Origin of the sequence: Altererythrobacter sp. B11, assembly GCF_003569745.1 — a bacterium.
GTDB lineage: Bacteria > Pseudomonadota > Alphaproteobacteria > Sphingomonadales > Sphingomonadaceae > Croceibacterium_C.
Genome location: NZ_AP018498.1, coordinates 509,274 through 534,051 on the forward strand (window position 1 = coordinate 509,274; position 24,778 = coordinate 534,051).

Consider the following 24,778-nt stretch of genomic DNA (forward strand, 5'->3'; position numbering starts at 1 on the left):
CTACATGCGTGTAATCGTCACCGGCGGTGCCGGCTTCATCGGCTCAGCGGTAGTCCGTTATCTGGTTCTGCAGAAGGGCTTCGACGTGTTGACGATCGATGCTCTGACTTATGCGGGCTGTGTGGCTTCCCTGCGGGCTGTCGAGGGTCACAGCAACCACCGCTTCCTGAAAGCAAATATTTGCGATCGCATCGCAATGGATCAAGCGATCGCAGAATTTCAGCCAGACCGAATCATGCATCTCGCAGCCGAAAGTCATGTGGACCGCTCGATTACGGGTGCGGCGGAGTTCATCCAGACCAACATCGTGGGCACCTTCACGTTGCTGGAGGCAGCACGCGCCTACTGGGAGGGCTTGGATGCTGAACGGATGGCTCGTTTCCGCTTCCTTCATGTTTCGACAGATGAAGTGTATGGTTCACTCGGCAGCGACGGGTTGTTCGAGGAAACCACGCCCTACGATCCGAGTTCGCCTTACTCGGCATCTAAAGCAGCCTCGGATCACTTGGCGAAGGCTTGGGTGCGAACCTACGGCCTGCCCGTGGTGGTATCCAACTGCTCCAACAATTACGGACCCTACCACTTCCCCGAAAAGCTTATTCCGCTGACCATCCTTAACGGCCTCGCGGAACGTCGGCTTCCCGTCTACGGAAGGGGTGAAAATGTGCGCGATTGGCTGTTCGTCGACGACCATGCGCGCGCGCTGGACATAATCGTCGAGAAGGGACGTATAGGAGAAACCTATAACGTTGGCGGCAGAAATGAGCGCCGCAACATAGATGTCGTGCGGAAGATCTGTGAAGTACTCGATCGCCTGGCGCCAGGGACGGCGCCGCGCGAGACATTGATCGACTTCGTTCCTGATCGGCCGGGCCATGATGCGCGCTACGGAATCGATGCGACCAAGCTGGAAGCTGAGCTGGGCTGGCGGGCGGAGGAAACCTTCGACACAGGAATCGAGAAGACCGTGGGCTGGTATTTCGACAACGAGTGGTGGTGGGGGCCGTTGCGTGATCGGTATGACGGCCAGCGGCTGGGCCTGACCGATTCTAAAGCTCCAGCATGAGGATCGCTGTTACCGGCAAGTCCGGCCAAGTTGTCACTGCGATGTTGGAGCGGGGTACCGCCGCCGGGCATGAGATCTTGGCGCTTGGACGCCCCGAACTTGACCTTACCGACACCGCCTCTATTCTTCGGGCGATTGAGGCTGCCGCGCCGGACGTGGTTGTCTCAGCAGCAGCGTATACCGCCGTGGATAGGGCGGAGAGCGAAGGTGGCCTTGCCCATCAGGTCAACGGAGCGGGGGCGGCTGCCGTTGCGAAAGCTGCCAAGGGCCTCGGCGTGCCCCTAGTGCACGTTTCCACCGACTACGTGTTCGACGGCACTTTGGATCGTCCATACATTGAGACGGACGAGACCGCTCCGGGCAGCACCTACGGTTCATCCAAGCTTGCCGGTGAAGAGGGCGTCCTGGCCGACTACCCGGAGAATTGCGCGATTGTTCGTGTGGCCTGGGTGTATAGTCCCTTCGGCAGCAACTTCGTGAAAACGATGCTAAGACTTGCCCGGGAGCGTGACGAGGTTGCCGTTGTGTCGGACCAACTGGGCAACCCCACGAGTGCGCTGGATATCGCGGACGGCTTGCTCACGGTGGCTGCGAACCTCGTAAAAGATGCCTCGCCAGTCCTGCGCGGCATATTCCACATGACGGCAGGGGGCGAAGCCAGCTGGGCGCAGTTTGCCGAGGCAACCTACCACGCTTCTTCCGAGAGGGGTGGTCCATTTGCGGCCGTCCGACACATCACCACGGCTGACTATCCCACACCCGCAGCTCGTCCCGCGAACTCGCGGCTCGATTCGAAAAAAATTGCCTTGGTCCATGGTGTCTCCCTGCCGGTCTGGCACCGCGGGCTCGAGGTTGTGATCGAGCGGCTGCTGACCAGCAAAACGACCAATGAGGAAAAACGCAAGTGAAGGGGATAATACTCGCCGGGGGCAGCGGAACGCGCCTCTATCCGATGACGCTCGCCACGTCGAAGCAGCTCATGTCAGTCTATGACAAGCCCATGATCTATTACCCCCTCAGCGCGCTGATGCTGGCGGGAATCCGCGAAGTGCTGATTATCTCCACCCCCCGCGATCTACCGGCCTTTCAGGCTTTGTTAGGAGATGGCTCCCAATGGGGCATGGCATTCGAATATGCGGAGCAGCCCAGTCCCGACGGTTTAGCGCAAGCCTATATTATTGGGGCCGACTTCGTTGCCGGGGGACCTTCCGCTTTAGTTCTGGGCGATAACATTTTCTATGGCCATGGGCTTCCAGCCCTGCTGGACAGCGCGAAAGGCCGCCGGGTCGGTGCGAGTGTCTTCGCATATCACGTCAACGATCCCGAACGCTATGGCGTGGTGGACTTTGACGAGAGCCGCCGTGCGATGTCCATTGAGGAGAAGCCGGAGAAGCCGAAATCCAGCTGGGCGGTGACGGGTCTATATTTCTATGACGAGCAAGTTGTAGACATTGCCGCTAACCTCGAACCTTCCACGCGTGGTGAGCTGGAAATCACCGACGTCAACCGCGTCTATCTGGAGCGTGGACAGCTGTCGGTCGAAATCATGGGCCGCGGTTATGCTTGGCTGGACACTGGCACTCCAGATAGCCTGCTTGATGCTGCCGAATACGTGAGAATTCTCGAGAAAAGGCAGGGCTTTAAGATCGCGAGCCCAGAGGAAATAGCGTTTCGACAGGGTTTCATTGACGCCTCGTTGATGGAACGAGCGATTAATCGGCTCGGAAAGTCCGATTACGCTAATTATTTGCGTAGCGTCGTGACTGAATACTGAGGATGCCACGCTGAGCGGCCCCCTATCGCGCTCGTGCTATGTGGGCGCTTAACGCTGGCCGCTTCAGAAGTGACCAAGTCGCGGCCGCTGTGGGCGCGGGTTGCTGCAACAATCCAGGATGACGGCCTACTGGGTGGGGCAGTTTTGGGCTGAGCTTGAAGTGTAAAGGACCCCGATTGGAGGCTACACCGTGGTGATGCTGCCCGGCTCGTCACCTCTACGGCAGGTGAGGTGGTTCCGCCTTCTTGGACAGGTCGGCGACGAAGTTAAGCTAATCCCCGATGTGATTATGCCGCCAGTCTGGTCGTCAGATCATGGGGGGCATGCCCCCCATGATCTGGTTCGCTGATCCGCCCGTAGGCCTCTGCCGGGGTCCGCCCGGCGAGACCCGAGTGCGGTCGCTGCGTGTTGTAATAGGTGATCCATCGCCGGAGGCCAGTGCGCAGCTCCGAGCCGGTCTCGAAGGCGTGGAGATAGACGCATTCATACTTCAGAGATCGCCACAGCCGCTCGATGAACACATTATCCATCCAACGGCCTCGACCGTCCATGCTGATCTTGACCTCTGCGTTGCGCAGCACGCTGGTGAAGGCGAAGCTGGTGAACTGGCTACCCTGATCCGTATTGAAGATCTCCGGCTTACCGAAGCGCGCCAGCGCATCTTCCAGTGCGGCGACGCAGAAGCCGGCGTCCATCGTATTCGACAGCCGCCAGGCCAGCACCTTGCGGGTCGCCCAGTCCATCACCGCGACCAGATACAAGAAGCCCCGGCGCATCGGGATATACGTCACATCGGCGCACCACACCTGGTTGGGGCGCTCGATCACCAGTTTGCGCAGAAGATACGGATAGATCCGGTGCTGCGGGTTCGGATCGCTGGTCCGAGGGCGCTGGTAAATCGGCGACAAGCCCATCTTCGCCATCAGCCGCCGCACACGTCGTCGGCCGACATCGTGGCCCTCGCGGCGCAGGTGCCGGACCATCTGGCGGCTACCATACCATGGCATGTCGAGGAACGCCGCGTCGATCATCCGCATCAGTGCCAGCGTCTCGTCGGTCTCCGGCACCGGCGCATAATAATAGGAAGACCGGCTGATCGACAGCAGCCGGCATTGCGCCGCAATCGACAGCCGGTGGTGAGCAGGTTCGATCATCGAACGCCTCCGTGCCACGCTCATCGACCGGAGGCTTTGGCTAAAAAATCCCGCTCCACGACCAACTGGCCGATCTTGGCGTGCAGCTTCTCCACCTCGGCCTCGCTGGCTGCCTTGGCTGCATCGCCGGCTCCGGAGAACGTGCTCCCCATTCCCTCGACAGCCTGGCGCTTCCAGGCCGCGATCATCGTATGGTGGATGCCATGCTTCGCTGCCAGCTCGGCCAGGGTCAGGTCACCCCGGAGCGCCTCCAGCGCCACCTTCGCCTTGAAATCTGCGCTGTACCGCTTCCTCGTCTTCTTCATTTCCCGTCCATTCCTCAGGTCGGGATTAGCTTAGCACCCTGTCCAGATTTCCGGGACCACCTCAAGGCTTTCATCATCGTGCAATCAAGTAGGCCGCCCTTGCGAAACTCTTGACCACATTCCCCGCGATTATGTTGTCGCGCGCCCCATCTGCAGCTAGAATTCCGACGTCCATCCGCCCCCCATCAGAAATGACGTTGTCGGTGATGCGATTGTTACGCGCCACACGTGCGCCGTGATCGTCCTCGAGCTTTATTCCGAACGTAGTCGATTTCGGCCATTGCCCTGACGCTCCTACCGCACTGATCACGTTGCGGGCGATGAGGTTGCCTTCTGTATCCTGCGCGTCCCCCGAACTCCCGGCGAGCACGATCCCGCCAAGCCCTGGCCGCACAATCCGGTTGTTCTCCACCACGTTATTGCGAGCGCCGTGTACTAGCTTCACCCCGTAGTTGCGGCAGGATCGTAGCCAGTTATCGCGAACGATGCACCCGTGACCGAAGCAATCAACGCCCTCTCCCACCGTATCAATCAGATTGCGGGCGATGAGATGGCCTGAACTGCTCGCATGGCTAATGTTGATGCCATCGGTCTGATCGCCATAGGCGCTTAAAAATGCATCAGACACGGTGATACGGCGCATTACGTTGTTCGTGATCCGCAATCCTGTGCTGCCGCCATTTAAGCGATTGTCGTCAACGTCGATGCAGGTGAGTTGAGCGTCCGCCTTGCTTTCGAGGTGGCAATCATGAAACTCGTTTCCGTGGATCCAGCAATCGTCGCAGCTATCGACGCGAAGGATCTTGCTCTTGCTGAATCCTTCGAATTGGCAGTGTTTAACGTGCACCTTACTACAACCGCGCAGGGCGATCGCCATTGCGATCAACTCCGCGCCGTAGGCGCTTAGCGCAAACTGTATACCGCAAACGCCCCCGCCCCTGTTCGCCCGGAACATCAGTGCGCAAGCGTTCGCAGCGTAAGTGTCGGCAGGATCGGTCGCGCTGAAGGCATCGACGTCGATCAGAATCTTCGCATTACCGGTTCCTTTGAGGACTACGCCCGACGGAACCAAGATCTGTCGCGTGATGCGATACGTACCATCCGGTACGAAGACCACCGTGGCGTCGCCGCCAAGGGCCCTTTCGAGGGCGGCGGTGGCATCTGCCCGGCCGTCGCCGACCGCCACAAGGCCTTGCCGTATCGCTCGACTGCGAGCAGTCGTCGGGGCTGGTAGGGAGCTCACCACAAGCCCGGCGCCAAGCCCTAGCAGGACTTGTCTTCGGCTCACCCTGATCCGGGCAGTTGCTTGTTCTATTGCGGACCGCGATCCTAAACATGACGCACGCACTGCAGCCCGCGTTTCGATCAGCCGGAATAAATCGTACGGCAGCGCCTTGGTCTCGCCGAGCGTCACACGTGCCGTCATCGTACGCCGGTATGCGACGCCATCTTGACCTTAATAATCTTCGCCACAGCCCTGCCTCGTGAGCTGTTGGGGTCAATCTGAAGGGCGACCTTTAATAATTTTCGCGCTTCCTCCACGTCGTGCTCGGCGAGTACCTTCGCGCTGTCAATAATACGATTCAATACAGCGTTGCTTACGGATATTAAGCGCTTCCGCTTAACGTAATTATCTATGGTTCGCCGATATGGTTCAGGGGAAGGAGCGAGGGAGCTAACATCCTTCCGCCCCAAGGGACGGTTCAATAATTCTCCCCCCACACTGCCGTCCGTCAACAAGAAACCCACCAAACCCACCGGAGCTGAAAACTGCAGGTTTCCTGAGCCGATTTCCCATTCGTCCGCCAATTCGCCTGCCGACCGCCGGGTCAGATGAATCGACTCCTCGGTTGTATCTTGCATATCCCCGTAAAATGATCCTACCAAACAGCCTAGCTTAATTACAGGCTGAGCGACAAACTCGTTAAACGAGTAAAGATCACCGAATGGCTTAATAAATATCTCGTCCCCGTTAGACAATCTCATGCAAGAGAAATTATCGGACCAAGAGAGCACTCCTAGGAGTGTGCGGCCTATAGCCTCAGATGGGACTGAAACATCGCCTTCAAGAAGAATTACATCCTCAGAAAATCGAGAGTTCGATTTTCTCGTGCGTTTACAATGCTCGAAGTCTTCTGCCCGCAGGAAAGATAACGGCGACCTCGACAAACGTACTTGCTCGGAATGCACGGTCCGGTGGTCCGCCAACGCCCGCCTATTTTCGCGCGCATACCGCCCGATGTTGGATCCGAGGTGGTACATGTAACTATGGATCGGATGCCTAGCATCGAGCATCAGGAGATCGGCCTCGTCCGGCCCGTTGCTCTCGAAAATTTTGTCAATCTCGAGGGTCATGAAGCCATACAGGTCGGCGTTTCTAAGGTGCCGTTCGTTTATACACTTTATGATATCCCGAGTTTCGAACGGATTCGCCTTAACCGGCAGTATCAGGACGACCACGTTTGGATTTAGCCGAAAAAGCTCTCGATAGAATAGATCTATCGAATTCTCGACGAATCGAATGTCACGGCCAAAATACTTGAGGCAGCCCACATCGTTAACGTTTGACTCAGTTACAATCAGCTCGGCGTTCCTGACGCGCTCCTCGTTCCTTACAACTTCGCAAAGGTTCTGCACGCAAGTTGTCGCGCCGAGAGCTAAGTTAGCAACCTCAAGCTGCTGCTCGAGACCGCAAGAAAGGGCATGCGACAGAACAGAATTAGACCCGCCTAGCAACACCGCCTGCATACTATTTAGCAGATTTTGTGTCTAGGTTCTGTAGGCCGTTCCAGATAATCTCATCAAGAGTCTTTGTCGCTCTGAGATCATGCACCAAATCATGATCGAGACCTTCATGTGGAACGAGAGAGACACCTGACATGCCGGACAACTGAGCGGCATATTCCTTATCCTGTCCGCAGCCTGCTCCGAAATGGATGTCGACGCTTCCGTCATAGGTATTCGGCCATCTGGAATGCAGCGCCATGGCTTCTACGTCGTGCTGCGCCCGCATCTCGATATAAGCGTCGCGCCACCGAGACTCGCCGATCTGTTCGCAGAAAGCGGAATCAAACCGGGTCTGCGGGCTGAATGCTAAGATCGCATCGGCTTTCAAGGGCGCTCCGAACAACATCGCGGCATAACCCCCCATGGAGTTACCCAAGAACATCGTCGCATCGTAACTCGCCATCGCCCGCTCGATCTCGGCGAAAGAGGCTTCCAGACTGTTACACCCTTGAACGCCGGAAAAGTACCAGTCGTTCTTACGCGCCGTCAGGTAGTAACTGTCGAATGAGGCCCCAAACGCCTTCTTCAGGCGTAGCACCGTGTTCACAAATGCATATGAGGGCTCTTGTCTGCCTGGATTTGTGAAAGACCCGAACGTAAACAATGCCACGTCTGCGCCCGGAGATTTGTCAAGACGCCACACGCGCGACCTCGGCAAACATCCTTCTGACATGTGCAGGCTGCCAACGAGGTGCCATTTCTGATGCTTCCTCGAACGTTTTGGCGCCTTGGGCAATGGCACTCAACACGTCCGCCCGCAGCGCGGCCTTTTGTTCGGGCGTTAAGACGTAGTTGGTTTTCGCGCGGCGCTCTATTCCGTCAGGCCAATAGCTATAATAATAAACTGCCAGACTCTTCCGCGTCACACCTTCCGGACATGTCAGCGGCACCGGGTGACCGTGAAAAGAAATCTCACTCGTCTCGAAAAGCACCGCTCGATTAAACTTCGGAAGAAACGATGCCTCACATCTAGTGACGTCGGCATTCCATAGTTCCAGGGCGCCGCCCCACTCTTCATGCCACTCCTCGTTGAGATAAATAATCAGGTTGAGGCGCCGGTGCGTATCTTCAGTAGGGTGGAAATTGAAGTCCGTGTGAACGTTCAGATACGCACCCCGCCAGGAACTGTGGAGGCCGCCGCCGCGCAACTCTGGATCCGCAAACACGGGACTTATTCCCGTCACGCCCTCTAGAAACCTGACAAAGCGATTGGAGTGAATTTCGGTAAAAATCGCAACTTGGTCGGGCGTCATCACTTTTAAATTTGGCGTCCCCGTTTTCAGCAACACATCTCGATGGGACTTAGGGGCACTATGCTGCTTATGCCTGAGCGCCGTTGCGAAGCCCGCTTCCGCACGACGGGCCGCATCAGGCAGCAGGATGTCGTCGATGGCGACGTGCCGAAACGGCCTTTCCTGCGCGAACTGATCGCGCAGATATGGAATCTTGGATTCGAAGGACGTCCAGTTCAGCATCATGTACCCTCAAGAATGATGCCCATCATTATGGCTATCTGCCGAATGACGCAACATCGCCGGCAGGCATCGACGGGTGTCTCATTGAGTGGGCCTCACCCGCTCCTTGACCGGCACGCAGAAGTTCACCATGGCAGCGCCATGCGTCCAGACTCTGCCCGCCGTCACGACAATTGCTACCGTCGTGAACTCCCCGCGCGTCGCGCGCTTGCGCAACGCATCGGTCCTGGCGCTGCCGTCCTGCTTGTAGCGCTAGCGCTTTGCGGCTGCTCATCGCTGGGCGCCAGCGGCCCTCAAGCTCGTAAGATCGGCCAGGCTCAGAACGAGCTACTGGGCGACAGTCAGATCGCCGTTGTTGAGTTGACCGACCCCGTCGCGCGGCAGGTCATGGAGGCGGACAAGGGCAAGACGTTCGCACAGGCCTTCGGAAACGTGACGGCCGTCGGGCAGGTGATCGGGCGGGGGGACACGCTGGACATCAGCATTTGGGAGGCACCGCCGGCGACGCTGTTTGGCGCCGTAGGGGGATCAGCGCCGATATCTACAGCCATGGCTCTGGGTCCGATGACCATGCAGAATTCGAGTTTGCCTCCGCAAATGGTGGCAGAAGATGGAACGATAACCATTCCGTTTGTCGGCTCTATCGCCGCCGCCGGACTGAGTGCTCAGCAACTTCAGCGAGCCATCGTTGCCCGGCTGCAGGGCAAGGCACACATGCCGCAGGTTATGGTACGTGTGACGGAACCGCGGTCGGCAAGCGTCACAGTCGTCGGCGACGTTGCCAACAGTGCGCCCGTCCCGCTCACGTCAAAGGGAGAGCGCATACTTGACGCACTTGCTAGCGCGGGGGGGGTGAAGCAACCCACCAGCAAGACGACATTGCGACTTACCCGCGGAGAGGAGACGGTTTCGCAGGCGATGGATGCAGTGATCCTTGATCCCAGACAGAATATCCGCCTGCAGCCCGGCGATGTGCTGACGGCTCTTTTTCAGCCTTTCACCTTCACCGCTTTAGGCGCCGTGGGCCTCAATGCGGAAGTCCCGTTCGAAGGGACAGGCCTTACGGTGGCGCAGGCGCTCGGACGGGTCGGCGGGTTACAAGACAGCCGAGCGGATATTCGAGGTGTCTTTATATTTCGGTTGGAAGACCCCGCCGCTCTAGGCACCATTGGGCCCCAAGGCTTCAGGTTGACGCCTGACGGCCGTTTGCCGGTCATATACAAGCTCAACATGAGCGATCCGCGTTCTTTCTTCATCGCCCAGAGCTTCCCGATCCGTAATGGCGATGTCGTCTACGTATCGAACGCTCCCGTGGCTGATATACAAAAGTTCGTCACGATCGTGTCGTCGATGGCGTATTCGATAATCGGGATTGGTAACGCGGTTCAGTAGATCCAGTGGGAGGCCGTGTCGCAGACCTGACAGCCAGGCAATTTCGCAGCGATACCGGACGAAGTCGTCGATTAGGGCAGTTCCCTGAATGGAGCGGGGTAGAGAAGGACATCAAGGGGAAGGTCATTGCGTAATCGCCCGATTTTGCCCCGCAAAGGCGAGGTGTCTGCGCTCGGGACGGCAATGAGCGGCCTGAAGCTTGCTACGCTCGTGGCGCGCCTCCACCTCGACGGGTTTCGGGTGTCCCCCGCGTCCTATTGCAAGGCCCTGTGGTGGCGAGTTGCGGGCAAGCGTCTGCGCGCGAAGGCCCGGTTCTCCCCTCTCATTGGCCGCTCCGCCGTTGCGTACCGGGTCTGGCTGGCCCGACGGCGAGCAACACCAGCCGAGGGAGATGCTGTCGGAGCCCCGAAGGGCCCCTCGATTTTGGTGATCATAGATGCTCGCGACAACCAAGCCGAAGTCCCAACGACGCTGGCCAGCCTCGCTGATCCGGACCGGGCGATCATCCTCGATGTAAATGGGAGCGTTCCCGACAGTACCGGTTCGCTCGGAGCGGTAGCCAGGCAACTGGGTCGTGGCGAAGTTTGGCTACTTCCTCTACGGGCCGGCGATAGGCTCGAACCGGGCGCTGAGCGACATTATTCTTTGGCTGCGACAGACAGCGACGCGCGGTTCATTTACGCTGACGATGACGAACGTGACGCAAGAGGCGAGTTTACCAAGCCGCATTTCAAGCCGCTTTGGAACGCCGAGCTGTTCCGCTACCATGATTATCTATCGTGGTCCGGGATCGTAAAGGTCGACCGGCATTCCCTTGCGGCCGTGGACGGCAAATACGATTGGGTAGAGCGTCTCACAGCACAGGCGGCGGTGTCAGCACCTCCCCGGCATGTTCCGCTCGTTCTGCATCATCGGGTTACAAGACCACAGCCGATCCCCCCCCCTTCGTTGCCTCTGCACAGGGCGGGCGACTTGCCTGCTGTGTCGATCATCATTCCCACGCGCAACGGCACGGATCTGCTTCGCACCTGCCTGGAAGGCCTTGAACGGACCACTTATCCCGCCTTGGAGGTCATCATCGCGGACAATGACAGCGACGACGCGACGACGCTGGCGCTTTTGTCCACGCTGGATGCGTCGCGGCACACCGTCATCCGTCATGGGGGACCCTTCAACTATTCAGCCATCAACAATGCCGCAGTTCGGCATGCCACGGCGCCTTTCTTGTGTTTCCTGAACAATGACATAGAGATTCTCGAGCCGGATTGGCTGTCCGTCCTCGTCACCCAAGCCATACGGGAGGATGTCGGTGCAGTTGGCCCAATGCTACTCTACCCCGACGGCACCGTGCAGCATGCAGGCGTAGTCCTCGGAGTGGGCGGGGGCGCCGCCCATGCCCATCGCAACATTCATCCGGGAGAGGAGGGCTATTTTCGGCGGCACACGCTCCCGCAGTTCGTTTCGGCAGTGACGGGCGCGTGCCTCGTGGTCGCTCGCCGGCACTTCGACGCCGTCGGTGGGTTCGACGAAAGCAATTTTCCCGTTGCTTTCAATGATGTCGATCTTTGCCTTAAGTTGGCTAGGATTGGCTACCCGGCATTTTACGAACCAAGGGCGAGACTTGTGCATCACGAATCCAAGAGCCGCGGTAACGATCGGGACGCAGCCGGTGCCCGTCGGCTGGAGCAGGAACTCCGAGCGCTCAAAATGTTGTGGGGCACAGATCGGCAGCGCGATCCCTATCATCACCGCTCGCTAAGCCCATATAGCGAACAGTTCGTCATCGGCTTGTGAGACTCGCCCTTCCTGATGTGACGCTGTGCGCGGTCGCGTCGGTTAACGTCGAGGCTACGATCTTTGCCCTGCGGCGGGCCATGGCGCTTGCCGATTTTCGCGAGAGCCTATTGTTCAGCGATGCCAGGCTCGACCTTACCGACGTCGGCATTCGGCTGGTTCCTATCGAGCGTATCGGGAGCAGCGCGGCCTACTCCTCCTTCGTGTTGACCCGGCTTGCCGATTACGTGGCATCTGGCCACTGCCTTCTTGTTCAATGGGATGGCTTTCCCACCCATAGCGCCAACTGGGACCCCGCCTTTCTGGATTGCGACTATATCGGCGCGCCGTGGCCGCAATTCGCGGACGGGTATGACGTCGGCAATGGCGGCTTTTCATTGCGCAGCCGCCGCCTCATGCACGCGTGTCGCGAGCCCGGCTTTGCACGGTCGCATCCGGAAGACGTTGCTATCGGCCGTATCAATCGCCCATTTCTAGAAGCGCGCGGTCTGCGTTTCGCCGACAGCGCGCTCGCTGCTCGTTTTTCCCGTGAAAGAAGTGGCGCTGATGGCAGCACGTTTGGCTTTCACGGCGCTTTCAATATGATTGACGCCATCGGCACGGATCTATTCTGGACATTGTACGAAGGCCTTGACGACCGCACAACCGTCTGGCGCGATGCAAAGCTCATCGCGCGCCAGCTAAGGCTTGGCGACCGAGGCTTAATGCGCTCTTTCCAGCTGCGCACCGACGCCTTCGTAAAATCAGTCGGAACCCCACGCTGATCCCCGCCTTACGATGCGCCGGATCAAGCCGCGCGCTGCGCATCCCCCGCCTGATAAAGATCGCACTCAGCGCGCCACAAATCCGCATAGTCGACGCTCTGCCATTCAGCGAACCAAGGGCCCCCATTGGTGTAATGGATCACCCGCGGTTGCTTTTCCGGCTTGGGATACTCGCCTTCCAAGAAGTTCCAATCCAAATCGAGCGCGCCAATCGCATCATCATGCGAAACCCAGTCGAAGCGGTGCAGGAAGGCTGGGGTTGCAGAGTTCACCACGTCTGGCGTCAGCGCCTTCACGTCTGGATGATCGCAGTTGAAAACCATAAAGGAGGACCAGTTCTTGCGCGGATAGGTCGTCTGCTTTCGGTTATCCATCTTGATGTCAAAACTCGGCGTATAATCGTGCTGCACGCAGTACACCGCCTTGGAAGAATCGAGCCCTTCAAGAACACCCCGGACATCCGCGGTGAAAAGAAAATCGCAATCGCAGAACACGACCCAGCCGGAGGTCGCAGCCAGGTAGGGTGTAAGGAAGCGGGTCAGCGAGAACTCTGTCGAGGCCATCTTGTCCAGCGGCCGCTGGTACAGGCCGAGCTCGCGCAACACCTTCTGGCGAAGGGGTACAACCGCCACTTCATGTCCGGAATGCCGCAAGAGCGAATGCCTGCACACTTGCCAGGCGATGTCTTCCCGACTGTCATATCCGACGAAAACCTTGAGAAAATCTTTCTCGGTCATACTACCCTTCTCCAAGCCCGTCCGTGGTCAAGGTGCCGCACAAACTGCATCCTAGCGGCTCAACCAGAAATTACAGGATCGAACGTCTTCACGAGGCGATCCAGCGCGAGCATCTGTTTAAGATATGACTCCAACAGATCCAGAGGAAGCGCGCAAGGGCCGTCGCACAAGGCACGATCCGGATCTGGATGAGCTTCGAGAAACAATCCCGCAAGGCCTAGCGCGATACCCGATCTTGCCAGCGCGGCCGCCTGCGCTCGGCGCCCGTCCGCGCTGTTCTCTCGTCCGCCAGGGCGCTGCAGCGCGTGCGTTGCGTCGAAAACGACCGGAGCCATGGTCTTCATCAGATCCATCCCCAGCATATCGACGATCAGATTGTTGTAGCCAAAACTTGTGCCGCGTTCGCACAGCATGACCTGCTCATTGCCGGCCTCCTGGAATTTGCGCAAAATGTGGCCCATTTCCTGCGGAGCGAGAAATTGTGGTTTTTTCACGTTGATGACCGCCCCGGTCTTCGCCATCGCCACGACAAGATCCGTCTGGCGGGCGAGAAAGGCCGGCAATTGGATGATGTCTGCGACCTCAGCGGCGGGCGCCGCTTGTTCCGGCTCATGAACATCCGTGAGCACCGGCAAACCAAACCGCTCCTTTACTTCCGCTAGTATCGCCAGTCCTTCTTTAAGTCCTGGTCCCCGGAAAGAGTGAATCGACGATCGATTAGCCTTGTCAAAGCTAGCTTTGAAGACGTAGGGTATTCCCAATCGTCTTGTGACATCGGCGAAATTTCCTGCGACCTCCATCACTAGATCGCGACTTTCTATTACGTTCATTCCGCCAATCAGCACGAACGGTGCATCATTGGCGAATTGGATGCCGTTCTTCAGCGTAATGGACCGTATCAAGACAGGAAATCCTTAGCAGGCAAAATGAGGTGTGCGCGGGCGGAGTTAAGGCTTAGCGCGTAGAGAAAGCTGCGACAGTTCTGCTATCAAAGGTTGTCAATGGCTTCTTCGTCACAAAGAATATCAAGCAACTTCTCCACCTTCTCTGCCCCCGATTGTCGAGACTTAGGCAATAGCTCCTCGGGTTCGCAGTCCGCACCCGGGGCGTCAGCATAGTGCCGCATGAAGGTGGACATGACATGCTTGACGCCGTCTGGCTGTATCTCCCGACAATCGCTGGCATAGTATCGCCCGCGCACAAAGGGTGAGGTTATAATCTCGTAGGACGGGAAGTAGTCGCAACCCTGGTTCCGCTGACAGATTTCCTCGGCGGCCACACGCAGCACTGCCTTCGAATAGGTGGTCGATGTGAAGACATGGCGGTTTACTGCCGTCGCATTGAGCGGAACGGGCGATACCGTGAGGATGACACGCACCTTCGGATTCCGTGTGCGAATGAACTCAACTGCCGCCTGCATGTCCGCAACAGTTTCCTCGACCGTGAAATTGTGAAAGGCGTGAATGGCAGGATCGAACTCACCGCCTGCAACGCCGGGCGCCAGTGGATAAACGGCGCCGTCGCGGCGATCCTGCCAGGATTCGGTCAGCCCAAGAGTGAAAACAAAGACGTCCATCCTTTCGAACGCTTCACGCACCGCTGCCAGATGCACCATACGGTCAAGAGCCAGTTCTTCGGCGGATTGAAAACCGCCCGGCTGAAGCTGCGGCCTGAAAGGATCGACCACCCCGCCTTCCGGTCCCTCCCAAGCTTGGACAATCGGCTCAAACAAGCCGTAAGCGCGCTCGAGCAACTGCCGCAACTGGCGGGCTGTGTAGAGATTGCCGTATCTCGCCGAGAACAGCCCATAATTGAACGCTGCTCCGACTTTCGGATCAAAGGCGGGGTTGAGACTTTCGGTGACCAGAAAATTGAAGCCGCTGGCGGCTAGAAAGCGAGCGACATGCTGTGCGAAGCAACTGCCTGCCGTCACCACTTCGTCGCGCTGTGTGATCCGAAAACTGGGTGATACGACCGGGTCGAAGGCCTGCGGCCGCACAATCCCAGGCTCCTTACGCCAGAATTGATAATCCGGCCGGCCGCGATAAGGGTGGGCTCTAGGCAAACTGGCTGCTCCTTATCTGCTCGATCACGCTCTGGCCGTATCGAGCGTTTCCATGCGTAGGGTCTTTGTCCCAGAACTCCCTGCGCAGGTAACCTGCGTCGTCCGTCGCGTTTGACGGTGCCGGCATGAAGGTGATCTCCTCTGCCCGGCAGTGTGCCTGCAACAGTTCCAGCTGCACGTTGTAGAGCTTAAGCCGCAAACGGGCCGGAGCAATGCCCTTGTCGAGATGTGGCACAAACGCGCGCGGCAAGTTCACCGTTGCGTCCAGCTCCGCAAACGGGGGCGGCGGTGCGACACACGTAAAGGGACACTCATACTGCGCCCTCACATCGGCCATACGGGCCAGCGATGAGCGCATGCGCGACGCGAGTGCCGCTCTCACCAATCCATGCGGTACCGGCGTGCGCTCTGGAGCGACAGCGTCGCCGGGGCTAAGCAGGAAATCGAATGGTTGCGGGGATTCAATTAGGCCGAGCAGATTATATTCGGTTCCACCAAGACAGCAAAAGACAGCCTCAGCCGGAAAGGCGCGGGCAAGATCTCCAGGAATTTCCTTGGCGTTGGCCCGCCCGTCCTTGATCCTCCTGACATCAACGGCAATGAGATCTTCTTCCCCGCTTCCTTTCGCCAACGCGCGGATCAACGAGTGGGCATGGCTGTCGCCGAAAAAAACTACATGCATCCCTGCGCTCGCAAGGCATTTACTCCGGTCGGGGCAGAGGCCCATAGCCTCCCGCGTTCCTTGCATGTTTAGCCAAACGCCGCCACAAGCGACAAGGTTCGAAACCAAATTTATCCCACCACGGTCAAGGCAGTTGATGGCGCGGTCAGACGACGAGATTGAACGGGACAACGCACGGCCGCTACGCTCTTCCGACAGAACATGCCTGCTCGTTGTAGGAATGCATCGCAGCGGAACGTCGGCATTGGCGCGGGTTCTTGCCCTCTTGGGCGCCGATCTTCCGACCACCCTAATGCAAGGCACAGCAGCCCATCAGGCAAGCAACGCGACAGGACACTGGGAATCGGAGGCAGCAGCCCGTTTGGGCGATGCCATCCTGGATTCCGCCGGGACCGACTGGCGCAGTCCTGAATCCGTGGCGGCCGGCTGGTACCACTCCGTGCGCTACAGGGAGATGCGGGAGCGGGCGGTTGACCTGCTTCAGGCGGAGTTCGGGGATTCGCCCCTGTTCGTGTTCAAGGATCCGCGTGTCAGCAAGCTCCTGCCCTTCTGGCTTGACGTACTGGACCGGTTCGGCGCGACCGCCAAGGTCGTCTCGATCCTGCGCAGCCCCCTTGAAGTGGCCGCGTCGCTGCAATCCCGCAATGGTTTCGACCTTCCCATAGGCCAACTCCTATGGCTGCGTTACGTTCTAGATGGAGAGGTTTCCAGTCGCGCGGTTCCGCGAAGTTTCGTCACCTACGACCAATTGCTCGACAATGCAGGCGATGTCGCTGGCCGTATCGGCGCTTCCCTCGATCTGATCTGGCCGAGAGCCTCCTTGAGGACTACCGCCGAAATCGCCGATTTTCTGTCGCGGGAGCATCGCCATCACTCCCGCGACCTAGCTCCCCCAACTGGCCTCCACCAAGGCCTGCTTCCGCTGTTGGCGGAAGTTTACATGATCCTAAGGCGCTGGGCAGTTGAGGGGGAGCGCCCCGCAGACCGCCCCGCGCTCGACAGGGGGAGAGAGGAGCTGGACCATGCTTTGGCGCTGCTCGGCGAACCGCTCCGTCTGGGGATTCACCACGGCTCGAAATCCCGGCGGCTTGAAAGAGAGCGTGAAGCGCAAAAGATCTCCGCCCATGAACAGCAACAGGCTCGAATTCGGGCCGAAGAACAGTTTGCACGCGCGCAAGCCGAGCTCGAGAAGCTCCAGTTCAAGACCGCCACACTCGAAGCTTCGCGCGCAGAAGCGGCCCGGCGGCAGCAGGAAAGCCAGGCAGCGCTGAGGCGCGCCGAAAAGCAGCTTCTTACTGTGGAAACCGCGCGCGCCGAGGCGCGCCTCGCAGCGGTCGAAAAGGAACTGAAGGCGCAGCGACATGCTGCAGCAATCGAGCGGAAACTGGCGAATCAGATCCGCATTGCGGCAGACAGGCAGAGAGCGATCGAGCACCTGAGGCATGATCGAGCACGCAAGGTAGCCGAACGTGATCAGCGGAACGCCGATCTGCGCAACCAGATCGCGGCGCTTCAGAACCAGGTTGCGCTTGTTCGCGCAGAATTAATAAAGCCCGCGCTCGCGAAGCGATTGACCTCGGGAATAAGCCGCCTGCTCCATTTGCCGAGGAGGTCAGCGACGGCAAGGAGGGCGAGCCAGCTCGACCTGTTGCGGAAATCCCCGCTATTCGACCCGCATTGGTATCTGGATAAGTATGAGGATGTCCGGCTGCAGGGCCTCGACGCCGCGGAGCATTATCTGGATCACGGCGGAAAGGAGGGGCGATCGCCAAGTCCTAACTTCGACGCCCGCTACTATCTGGACGTGAATGCCGACGTCAGGGAAGCCAGCATAAACCCCCTCCTCCACTACATCGAACACGGGCAGTTGGAGGGACGCGACATCCGCGCCGTGGGAAAGGGAAGGGGGCGTAGGGGATTGCCCCCCATTGGCACGGCGCCGCTAGCGGGCACCTTCGCAGAGAAGTCCCTTGCGATGCAGCAAGCGGGTGGCGCTGTCAGCGAGCCCTCTGCTGCCGCCTTCACGCTCCCGCCGATAGAAGAAGCCGACCCCTCCGCTTGGCGGGCACGAGCGCTGTCCTTCTCCACTCTGTCCCGCTTCACCGATTCCGCAGCCGACGAGAACTTGAGCGCTGCGAATTACGATTTTCGTGGCAACGGGGATGCTGCTCATACGTGGCTTTCGGTACTTAGCGGATGCGCGCCTGCGGTCCCCCCACCGCCCGTGGCCGAAGCCTTGCGGCGGCGGCTATGCGACGGCGCGCTCCTGCTCACCGACGCGTGGTTTGAAACGCATGCCGAACTCCGCCTGCGCCTTGTGCTGGAACCCGGGGCGCAGCCGCTGATACTCCACGCCTTGCAGGATGATGGCAAAGGCGGTTTGCTCCCCTGCGGGCGTGTTGCGCTGAATTCAGGCGGGCAAGCAATCCTCGATGCGCGCCTGCCATCGCCCTACCGGTCTCTTATCCTCGTCGCCACAGATGCTGCCGGCGACCCCATCGACAGCACACTTCTGCCGTTCCCATCGCTCTTTCGCGGGGGGGCGCATTTCGGCGAGCTCGGCCCTCTCCTCCCCGAGACCGGCTCAGCACAGGCAGCCGCTTGTAGGTTAAGCGGGGAGTTGCTTACCAAAAGACATGCGGTGATTTCGGGCAGTGCCTCGTTCGCGCTGTCGGCCATTGAAATCAACGTGGCCGGAGCGAATGGCACTGAGCCCGCTCTCGCGCCCGACTTGCTCGCGTGGCTAATACATGACCTCGGGGTAGTCGTTACGGCCGAGAGCAAGAGGCAAGACGACTCTGCGGCTGCGCTTTGTGCGGATGTGGCTGCGCTCGGCACCCCTACGATCCCCCGGGCTGAATCTGCGCACTTGAAAATGCCTGCAACAGGCATTCCGACGCTCGCCGCACTGTTCGCTCTCACCGGCCAACTCGCCGATGATATGTGCCGGTCGATCCACATGGACCAGGAAGGGGCCGCTGCCTACAGCCTCGCCTGCGGCGCTGCCGCTCCCTTGGATATGCCAGGGCAGGTTCCGGGCATCGAGGACAACGCCAGGACCATCGGCGGATGCGTTGATGGCGGTAACCCCGTCCCGCTGGCGATCCATTGGTGCGCTTCTGCCGCCACAGGGGTGCAGGCCTTTTTTCCGGTCGCCGCAGGAATTCCACTGGCGTCCGCACAGAGCCAACAGGGTGATCGCGGTTTATCGGTGCTGGTCGATTGCCCCGCCGATGGATCCGATCTTTTGCCGCTGCTCTTGTCCATCAGCCAGCTGCGAGCAGACTTCGAGGTGGACTGCCTGCTTATCACTGATCCGCGCTCCCCCGCCATCACGTCGTTTCCGAGGGATTTGGGAGTGGACGTCCGCGTTGTGGAATCGGCGGAGACCAGTAGCCTCGGACGCCTAACCGCTGCTTCCGGAGCGAGCCGGTTCGAGCAGTTACTCCTCCTCGATCGCAGTATTATACTGCACGACCCTCGGGCGTGCCTTGCCATGCGCGACGCGTTGCGCCAGCCGGGGATTGGTGCGGTATCGTGTGCGCTGATTAGCGAAGCGGCTGGAGCTAAGGGCGTCGTTAGGGTGCACCGGACCGTGGGATGGATCGCAACGAGCGATGTCGACACGCGCGTTTCAGCGGAAAAGCCCGACCTCGCGATGCATGCGCTGCCCGCTCGTTTCCCGCTTGTCGCGCCGGACCTACGCTGCACGATGATCGACCTAGCCGTGCTGAAGGACATTGGCGACCGTGCCGATGGCGATCTGTCACTCGGACTGGCGCTTGCCGAGAAGCGGCTCGCCAGCATGTGCCTGAGCTTCGTGACTGCGACATCGGAGCGGCCCAATGTCGAAGGAAGGAGAGCCGTGCCGATCGTTCCGGCGCGTGCACTCCACATCCGAAACCTGCTGCGATGACGCTAACCTTTCTAGTCCCCTCCCCGACCTACCTGACCTCCGCTGGAAACCGCATCCGCTACCAGCGCCTGCGCGAACCTCTCGCGCGGGCTGGTCAAACGCTCAATATAACGACCGTCGACAGGCTCGACGCCGGGATCAGACCCGAAAAGCAGGACATATTCCTGTTCAGCAAGGTTCAGGATGCGCGCGGTGTCGCACTTGCACAAGCGCTGCGATCACACGGGGCGCGGGTCGGGGTGGACCTGTTCGACGATTATTTCAGCCAGACAAATGACGCCCGTTTCGCACAGCAGCGCCTATGGCTCGGGGCAATGGCGAGGACCGCCGATTTTTTTCTGTGCTCCACTCAGAGGATGAAACAGACGGTCCAGCCCTATTTCGGCGAAGTGCCCGGTCATGTCCTCAATGACCCCTTCGACCGATTCGATCTTGCACAACTCGGTCGCCGGCTTGTGTCCAAGCGTCAGGCGGCCTTGGCGTCACGGCGCATCGACGTTCTGTGGTTTGGTATGGGCGATAATCCCAATTTCCCGGTGGGCCTGCACGATCTCGCGCATTTCGGAAATTTGCTCAATGGCTTTCGGCAGAACGGTTTCGATGTCCGCCTGAAGGTGCTCACCAACGCCCGCGCACTGGATACACGGGGGCTGTCGCTGCTCCGCCGCCTGTCGGTGAGGGCCGAGATCGAAGAATGGACGCGGGCTCGAGAAACGGCGCTGCTCGAAGAAAGCCTGGTGTCCTTTTTGCCCGTCAATGCCCAGAGTTTCAGCATCGCCAAGTCACTCAACCGCGCGGTCACGGCCCTGACGGGCGGCACTCAGATACTGGCGGGGGGCTACCCCTTATACGCACCGCTCAACCCATTCCTGTATCGTGACGCGCAGTCCCTGTTGGAGGACCTGATAACGGATACACTAAAGGTTTCCGCCACAACGCTCGAGACCCTGGGTGCTGAACTCGATCGCCTTTCCAGTCCCACCGTGGAAGCGGCCGCGCTCGTGACATTTCTGGATGCGATTCCTGCCCCCTCACCCGATACTGCACAAGCACCGCTTGCGATCCTGCACGGCGAACGCAGCACCGGCGCCATCCACAAGTTCGCCCGTAATCGCAATTGGCTTTCTCTTGGCTCGCCCTTCACTCCGGTCGGCTTAGCCTATGACGCTCACTTAGCCCTGTTCGAGTCCGCGCGTTCGCCTTCGCTGCGGCTAACCAAAAGCGCAGCCGAGATGGTCGTATCGCCCATGGCCGCCCAAATTCGGCGCCTCGCGGGAGCAGTCGAGGGTCTCACGCACGAAATCCGGTCTGACGCTTTTGACGAGAAGCTGTGTGCGCTTCTCGCGAGCGTTCCAGCCGCTACAGGTAGTGGAGCGCGCATGGCGCTTTATCCGCACGTCATTGAGGCAGCCCGCTCCCTCTATACGCGGCTCTTTGGCCCCCTGAATTTTTTCGATTCGGAGTTGAACCCCCTCCTCAACCAGGTGCGGGAGTTCGAAAACCGCGCAATCCGAGTGTCTTCCTGATGTCGCGAAACGCCCATGCCGTGCTGATCCTGGACCTTCTCCAGGACTTTAACATCTTGCGCCCCCTCGCCTGCCTCATCGCTGACGAAACCGCGATGAGGGTGGTGATCCTTGTGTCCAAACGCTTCTTCGAGCGAGACACACAAGGTATCTGGGCAGGAGAGCTTGAAGAGCTTGCACGGGAAAAGGGCGCGCTCATCGTTCCGTTTCAGACGGATGTCGAATTACATGCAGTCTTGACCGACAAGTACGGCATCATCATCGCAGGCAGCGAGTCCAACCTCAATGCCCACGCCACGAGCCACCGCATCTTCCGTCTCGCGCCGCCGGGCTTCCTGAAGATCACGCTCCAGCACGGCTATGAGTGCGTAGGGTTTCTCCAAAACCGCGAGCAATCTTTAGCTTTTGGCGAGGATGTTCGTTTTGCCGCAGACATCCTGTGTGGGTGGATGGGCGCGGAGCACATGCGACATTTGCGTCCCACCGAAAGGGACAAGCTGCTGAAGACAGGCTCCACCGCGCGCCTGCGGGCGGGCCGCCAACCCCCTCGCCTCGCCGCTCCGGCAGTCGGCACCGGTCTCGTCTGCGAAAACCTTCACTCGGTGCGGATGAACATCGCCGGCGACTTCAAGGCCAGCTATATGGACACCTTCTTTGCCTTCGCAGAAGCGATGGCGAAGAAAGGGCGCCAAGTTGCCCTTCGCCCACATCCCGGTGGGCAATACGTCATCCGTAATTCGGTTAAGCTGCCTGGAAATGTCGTGCTCAACAACGAGCCGATGTATCGCGTAGACCTCTCCCAGTACGCCTATGGCATTTCCGCACCATCCTCTGTGCTCGTCGACATGGTGCTTGCCGGTATCCCGACAGCCGTTTGGCACGACGGTAGCGATCGGCTCGACACGAGCCATTATGACGGGCTCACACACATCAGCTCACTCGCCGAATGGCGCGAGTTCGCCGAGGCAGCCATTGCTGACCCGGCTCCTTTTCTAGCCCGACAGGCCGACTATATCGAACGCACTGGCATGATCGTCGATTGTGACGACGTCCGTCGGCGCTTTCTCGACCTGTGCTGGGCGGGGGGTGGCCAGCCCGCGCCCCGTCGCATTCTATTCGTGGCGAACTCAGAGATTCCTACCCTTCAGTTGGGCTTCTTCAAGCCGCTGCAACCTTTGATCGACAGTGGGGTGATCGAAGTCGAATTGGTGACTGAAAGTGAAATGAACCGCAGAAAGGGGAAGGGACAGTCCGATCCGCTTCAGGCGGAGAACTGGGTATACGATAGCATCCAACGGCTACGGCCCGATGTCGTAGTTTTCTGCCGGTACAGTGGCCCATTTTGCGATGCTATGGTCGCTAAACTCCGTAGCCGCCATGTGCCTGTGCTCTATCACATCGACGACGATTTGCTGAATGTTCCGAAGGAAATCGGCGAAGTGAAGCATGCTGAACACAACAGGCCCGAGCGTCTGGCGGCTGTCACCTCGCTCTTGCGATCAGCCGATCTAGTCTATTGCTCCACCGAACCTCTGCGCGAGCGCTTTGGCGCGCTGGGCTTCAATACCGAAAACATGGCCGCCGGCACAATCTACTGTTCGGCTGAAATCCTTGCCCCCGCAGTCGAGCGCCCCGTCCGAAAGGTCGGTTACATGGGCTTTGACCACGCCCATGATTTTGAACTCGTTCTGCCAGAGCTCGTCCAATTCCTGCGAGAACGCCCGGACATCCAGTTTGAGTTGTTTGGCTCAATTCCAAAACCCAGTGTGCTGGAGGAGTTCGGCGACAGGGTTACAGTGGTTCCGCCGGTCAGGCCTTATTCGGCGTTTCTCGACGCCTTCGTAACACGAGAATGGGATATTGGGATCTGTCCGCTCGCCCGCACGCCTTTCAACGAGGTGAAGGCGAACACCAAGTGGGTCGAATACTCCTCTGCCGGAGCGGCAGTTATTGCAACGTCAGGAATGGCCTATGACGAGTGCTGCGCGGATGATTGCGGCATCCTAATAGACGGCACGAGCGGATGGCGCGCCGCCTTGCACGCGCTCTGCGACGATCCCAGCCTGCGCTATCGCATGGTGGCGAACGCTCAAGCGAAAATCATTCGCGATTATTCGGTGGAGCGGTTACGCGATCAAGTCCTTACGATGATTGATGAGGCCCTTCGCCGGGCCAGCCACCATCCGGAGAAAGCATCTTGACCGTCATAACGCATGACGCACCCCTTCGCGGCAAGCGCATCTTCATCACCGGCGGCGCCGGCTTCATAGGATCGCGCCTTTGCGTCGCACTCGCGGAGCAAGGTGCAACCGTCACCATCTACGATAATTTGCTAAGTCAAGTTCACGGCCCGGCACCCTGCATCGACCTACCGGCACATCTGGTTAAGGGAGACGTGCGTGACCGCGAGACCATGCGTGGCGCGATTGATTCCAGTGATCCCCAGGTTGTAATCCACCTGGCAGCGGAGACCGGAACTGGGCAATCCGCAGATGAACCCACCCGATATACAGAGGTAAATGTCGTTGGGACAGCTCAGCTGATCGAGATATGTCGCGATCGCGCCATCCCACCGGAGCGGTTCGTACTCGCGGGCACCCGCGCGGTTTACGGGGAAGGTGCTTACCGAGACCGCGCTGGCAAGATTGCCGTACCACCGCCGCGCGAGCCGGAAGCCATGAGAGCGGGTCGTTTCGGGGTATTCGACACGAACGGAGACGAACTCATTCCCGTCCCCACCAGCACCGACGCTGCACCCATGCCAGGTTCCGTCTATGGGTCCAGCAAGCTAATGCAGGAGTACCTGCTCGCGCAGACACCGGCTCCGTGGCAATCTGTAATTTTGCGTCTTCAAAACGTTTACGGCCCCGGGCAGTCCCTCCACAATCCTTACACCGGTGTCCTGTCGATCTTTACGAACCAAGCTATGAGAGGACAGCAGATAAACATCTACGAAGACGGCGAGATCTATCGCGACTTTGTCTTCGTTGATGACGTGGTCGCTGCCTTCGTGGCCGCATGCCACGAACCGTCGCTCTTAAGCCGCACTTTCAACATCGGCACCGGTGAGCCCACGTCCATCATTGCCGCCGCACGGCTGATACTGCGCGAACTCGCTCTGGATGGAAACACCGTAAGGGTTAACGGTGCTTTCCGGCCAGGGGATATCCGGTATGCTGTGGCAGACATCGATCCGATCTTGAAGACGGGTGTGTGGGCCCCAAGAATTGACCCGTCAGAGGGAATTGCAAGGCTGGTGAAGTGGGCGCGTCAAGAGTTCGAAGCGGCGCTGACCTAAGGCGACTTTCAACCCGTGGCGCAGCGTGGCTCCCATTTCCGGC

At 59.2% G+C, this 24,778-nt stretch carries 19 protein-coding genes; 10 read left to right on the forward strand and 9 right to left on the reverse strand.

Annotated features, from left to right (window positions below; genetic code table 11):
* Positions 1–4 precede the first annotated feature (4 nt).
* From rfbB to rfbA, 3 genes are read left to right on the forward strand one after another with little or no spacing between them, the layout of a single operon-like run.
* Complete coding sequence (gene rfbB, locus AEB_RS02320) at positions 5–1,066, forward strand: dTDP-glucose 4,6-dehydratase (RefSeq protein ID WP_119081749.1); 1,062 nt, start codon at positions 5–7, stop codon at positions 1,064–1,066.
* Positions 1,063–1,974: a dTDP-4-dehydrorhamnose reductase gene (gene rfbD / locus AEB_RS02325; protein ID WP_119081751.1), complete on the forward strand. Its 912-nt coding sequence runs from the start codon at positions 1,063–1,065 to the stop codon at positions 1,972–1,974. Before rfbB ends, rfbD begins: the two co-directional genes overlap by 4 nt.
* Positions 1,971–2,840, forward strand: a complete 870-nt coding sequence (gene rfbA / locus AEB_RS02330; RefSeq protein WP_119081752.1) for a glucose-1-phosphate thymidylyltransferase RfbA — start codon at positions 1,971–1,973, stop codon at positions 2,838–2,840. Before rfbD ends, rfbA begins: the two co-directional genes overlap by 4 nt.
* Before the next feature lie 287 nt (positions 2,841–3,127).
* On the opposite strand, the gene AEB_RS02335 is transcribed toward rfbA, so the two are convergent.
* The 5 genes from AEB_RS02335 to AEB_RS02355 all read right to left on the reverse strand — a co-directional run bounded on the left by AEB_RS02335 (position 3,128) and on the right by AEB_RS02355 (position 8,564).
* Positions 3,128–4,299, reverse strand: a protein-coding gene (locus AEB_RS02335) for an IS3 family transposase (protein WP_119081383.1) whose coding sequence is annotated in 2 segments (ribosomal slippage) — positions 3,128–4,035 and positions 4,035–4,299 — 1,173 coding nt in all. Because the reading frame shifts where the segments join, the coding sequence is not laid out codon by codon here.
* 73 nt (positions 4,300–4,372) lie between these two features.
* Positions 4,373–5,485: a NosD domain-containing protein gene (locus AEB_RS02340; RefSeq protein WP_172592979.1), complete on the reverse strand. Its 1,113-nt coding sequence runs from the start codon at positions 5,483–5,485 to the stop codon at positions 4,373–4,375.
* A 236-nt stretch (positions 5,486–5,721) separates the two neighbouring features.
* On the reverse strand, positions 5,722–7,047 hold the full coding sequence (locus tag AEB_RS02345) for a hypothetical protein (RefSeq protein ID WP_119081755.1): 1,326 nt from the start codon (positions 7,045–7,047) through the stop codon (positions 5,722–5,724).
* 1 nt (position 7,048) lies between these two features.
* Positions 7,049–7,696: a YqiA/YcfP family alpha/beta fold hydrolase gene (locus AEB_RS02350; RefSeq protein WP_172592981.1), complete on the reverse strand. Its 648-nt coding sequence runs from the start codon at positions 7,694–7,696 to the stop codon at positions 7,049–7,051.
* A 19-nt stretch (positions 7,697–7,715) separates the two neighbouring features.
* Positions 7,716–8,564, reverse strand: a complete 849-nt coding sequence (locus AEB_RS02355; RefSeq protein ID WP_119081757.1) for a 2OG-Fe(II) oxygenase — start codon at positions 8,562–8,564, stop codon at positions 7,716–7,718.
* A gap of 42 nt (positions 8,565–8,606) precedes the next feature.
* On the opposite strand from AEB_RS02355, the gene AEB_RS02360 reads away from it, so the two are divergent.
* The 3 genes from AEB_RS02360 (at position 8,607) to AEB_RS02370 (ending at position 12,511) form a co-directional block, all read left to right on the forward strand.
* Positions 8,607–9,953 (forward strand): polysaccharide biosynthesis/export family protein, encoded by a 1,347-nt coding sequence (locus AEB_RS02360; protein ID WP_231958865.1) that lies wholly within the window; start codon positions 8,607–8,609, stop codon positions 9,951–9,953.
* Between the two features lie 126 nt (positions 9,954–10,079).
* On the forward strand, positions 10,080–11,747 hold the full coding sequence (locus AEB_RS02365) for a glycosyltransferase family 2 protein (RefSeq protein ID WP_231958866.1): 1,668 nt from the start codon (positions 10,080–10,082) through the stop codon (positions 11,745–11,747).
* On the forward strand, positions 11,744–12,511 hold the full coding sequence (locus AEB_RS02370; RefSeq protein WP_231958867.1) for a DUF5672 family protein: 768 nt from the start codon (positions 11,744–11,746) through the stop codon (positions 12,509–12,511). The genes AEB_RS02365 and AEB_RS02370 overlap by 4 nt, the downstream gene beginning before the upstream one ends.
* A gap of 23 nt (positions 12,512–12,534) precedes the next feature.
* On the opposite strand, the gene AEB_RS02375 is transcribed toward AEB_RS02370, so the two are convergent.
* The 4 genes from AEB_RS02375 to AEB_RS02390 all read right to left on the reverse strand — a co-directional run bounded on the left by AEB_RS02375 (position 12,535) and on the right by AEB_RS02390 (position 15,995).
* On the reverse strand, positions 12,535–13,248 hold the full coding sequence (locus AEB_RS02375; RefSeq protein WP_119081761.1) for a glycosyltransferase: 714 nt from the start codon (positions 13,246–13,248) through the stop codon (positions 12,535–12,537).
* Between the two features lie 59 nt (positions 13,249–13,307).
* Positions 13,308–14,150, reverse strand: a complete 843-nt coding sequence (gene kdsA, locus AEB_RS02380; protein WP_119081762.1) for a 3-deoxy-8-phosphooctulonate synthase — start codon at positions 14,148–14,150, stop codon at positions 13,308–13,310.
* A gap of 86 nt (positions 14,151–14,236) precedes the next feature.
* On the reverse strand, positions 14,237–15,247 hold the full coding sequence (locus AEB_RS02385) for a GSCFA domain-containing protein (RefSeq protein WP_197714467.1): 1,011 nt from the start codon (positions 15,245–15,247) through the stop codon (positions 14,237–14,239).
* A 58-nt stretch (positions 15,248–15,305) separates the two neighbouring features.
* Positions 15,306–15,995: a hypothetical protein gene (locus AEB_RS02390; protein WP_145985255.1), complete on the reverse strand. Its 690-nt coding sequence runs from the start codon at positions 15,993–15,995 to the stop codon at positions 15,306–15,308.
* 361 nt (positions 15,996–16,356) lie between these two features.
* Here AEB_RS02390 and AEB_RS02395 point away from each other — a divergent pair, with 361 nt between their 5' ends.
* From AEB_RS02395 to AEB_RS02410, 4 genes are read left to right on the forward strand one after another with little or no spacing between them, the layout of a single operon-like run.
* Positions 16,357–19,911: a hypothetical protein gene (locus AEB_RS02395; RefSeq protein ID WP_119081764.1), complete on the forward strand. Its 3,555-nt coding sequence runs from the start codon at positions 16,357–16,359 to the stop codon at positions 19,909–19,911.
* Positions 19,908–21,437 (forward strand): hypothetical protein, encoded by a 1,530-nt coding sequence (locus AEB_RS02400; RefSeq protein ID WP_119081765.1) that lies wholly within the window; start codon positions 19,908–19,910, stop codon positions 21,435–21,437. The genes AEB_RS02395 and AEB_RS02400 overlap by 4 nt, the downstream gene beginning before the upstream one ends.
* Positions 21,437–23,638, forward strand: a complete 2,202-nt coding sequence (locus AEB_RS02405; protein WP_119081766.1) for a glycosyltransferase — start codon at positions 21,437–21,439, stop codon at positions 23,636–23,638. The genes AEB_RS02400 and AEB_RS02405 overlap by 1 nt, the downstream gene beginning before the upstream one ends.
* On the forward strand, positions 23,635–24,735 hold the full coding sequence (locus AEB_RS02410) for an NAD-dependent epimerase/dehydratase family protein (protein ID WP_197714468.1): 1,101 nt from the start codon (positions 23,635–23,637) through the stop codon (positions 24,733–24,735). Before AEB_RS02405 ends, AEB_RS02410 begins: the two co-directional genes overlap by 4 nt.
* Positions 24,736–24,778: the final 43 nt, after the last annotated feature.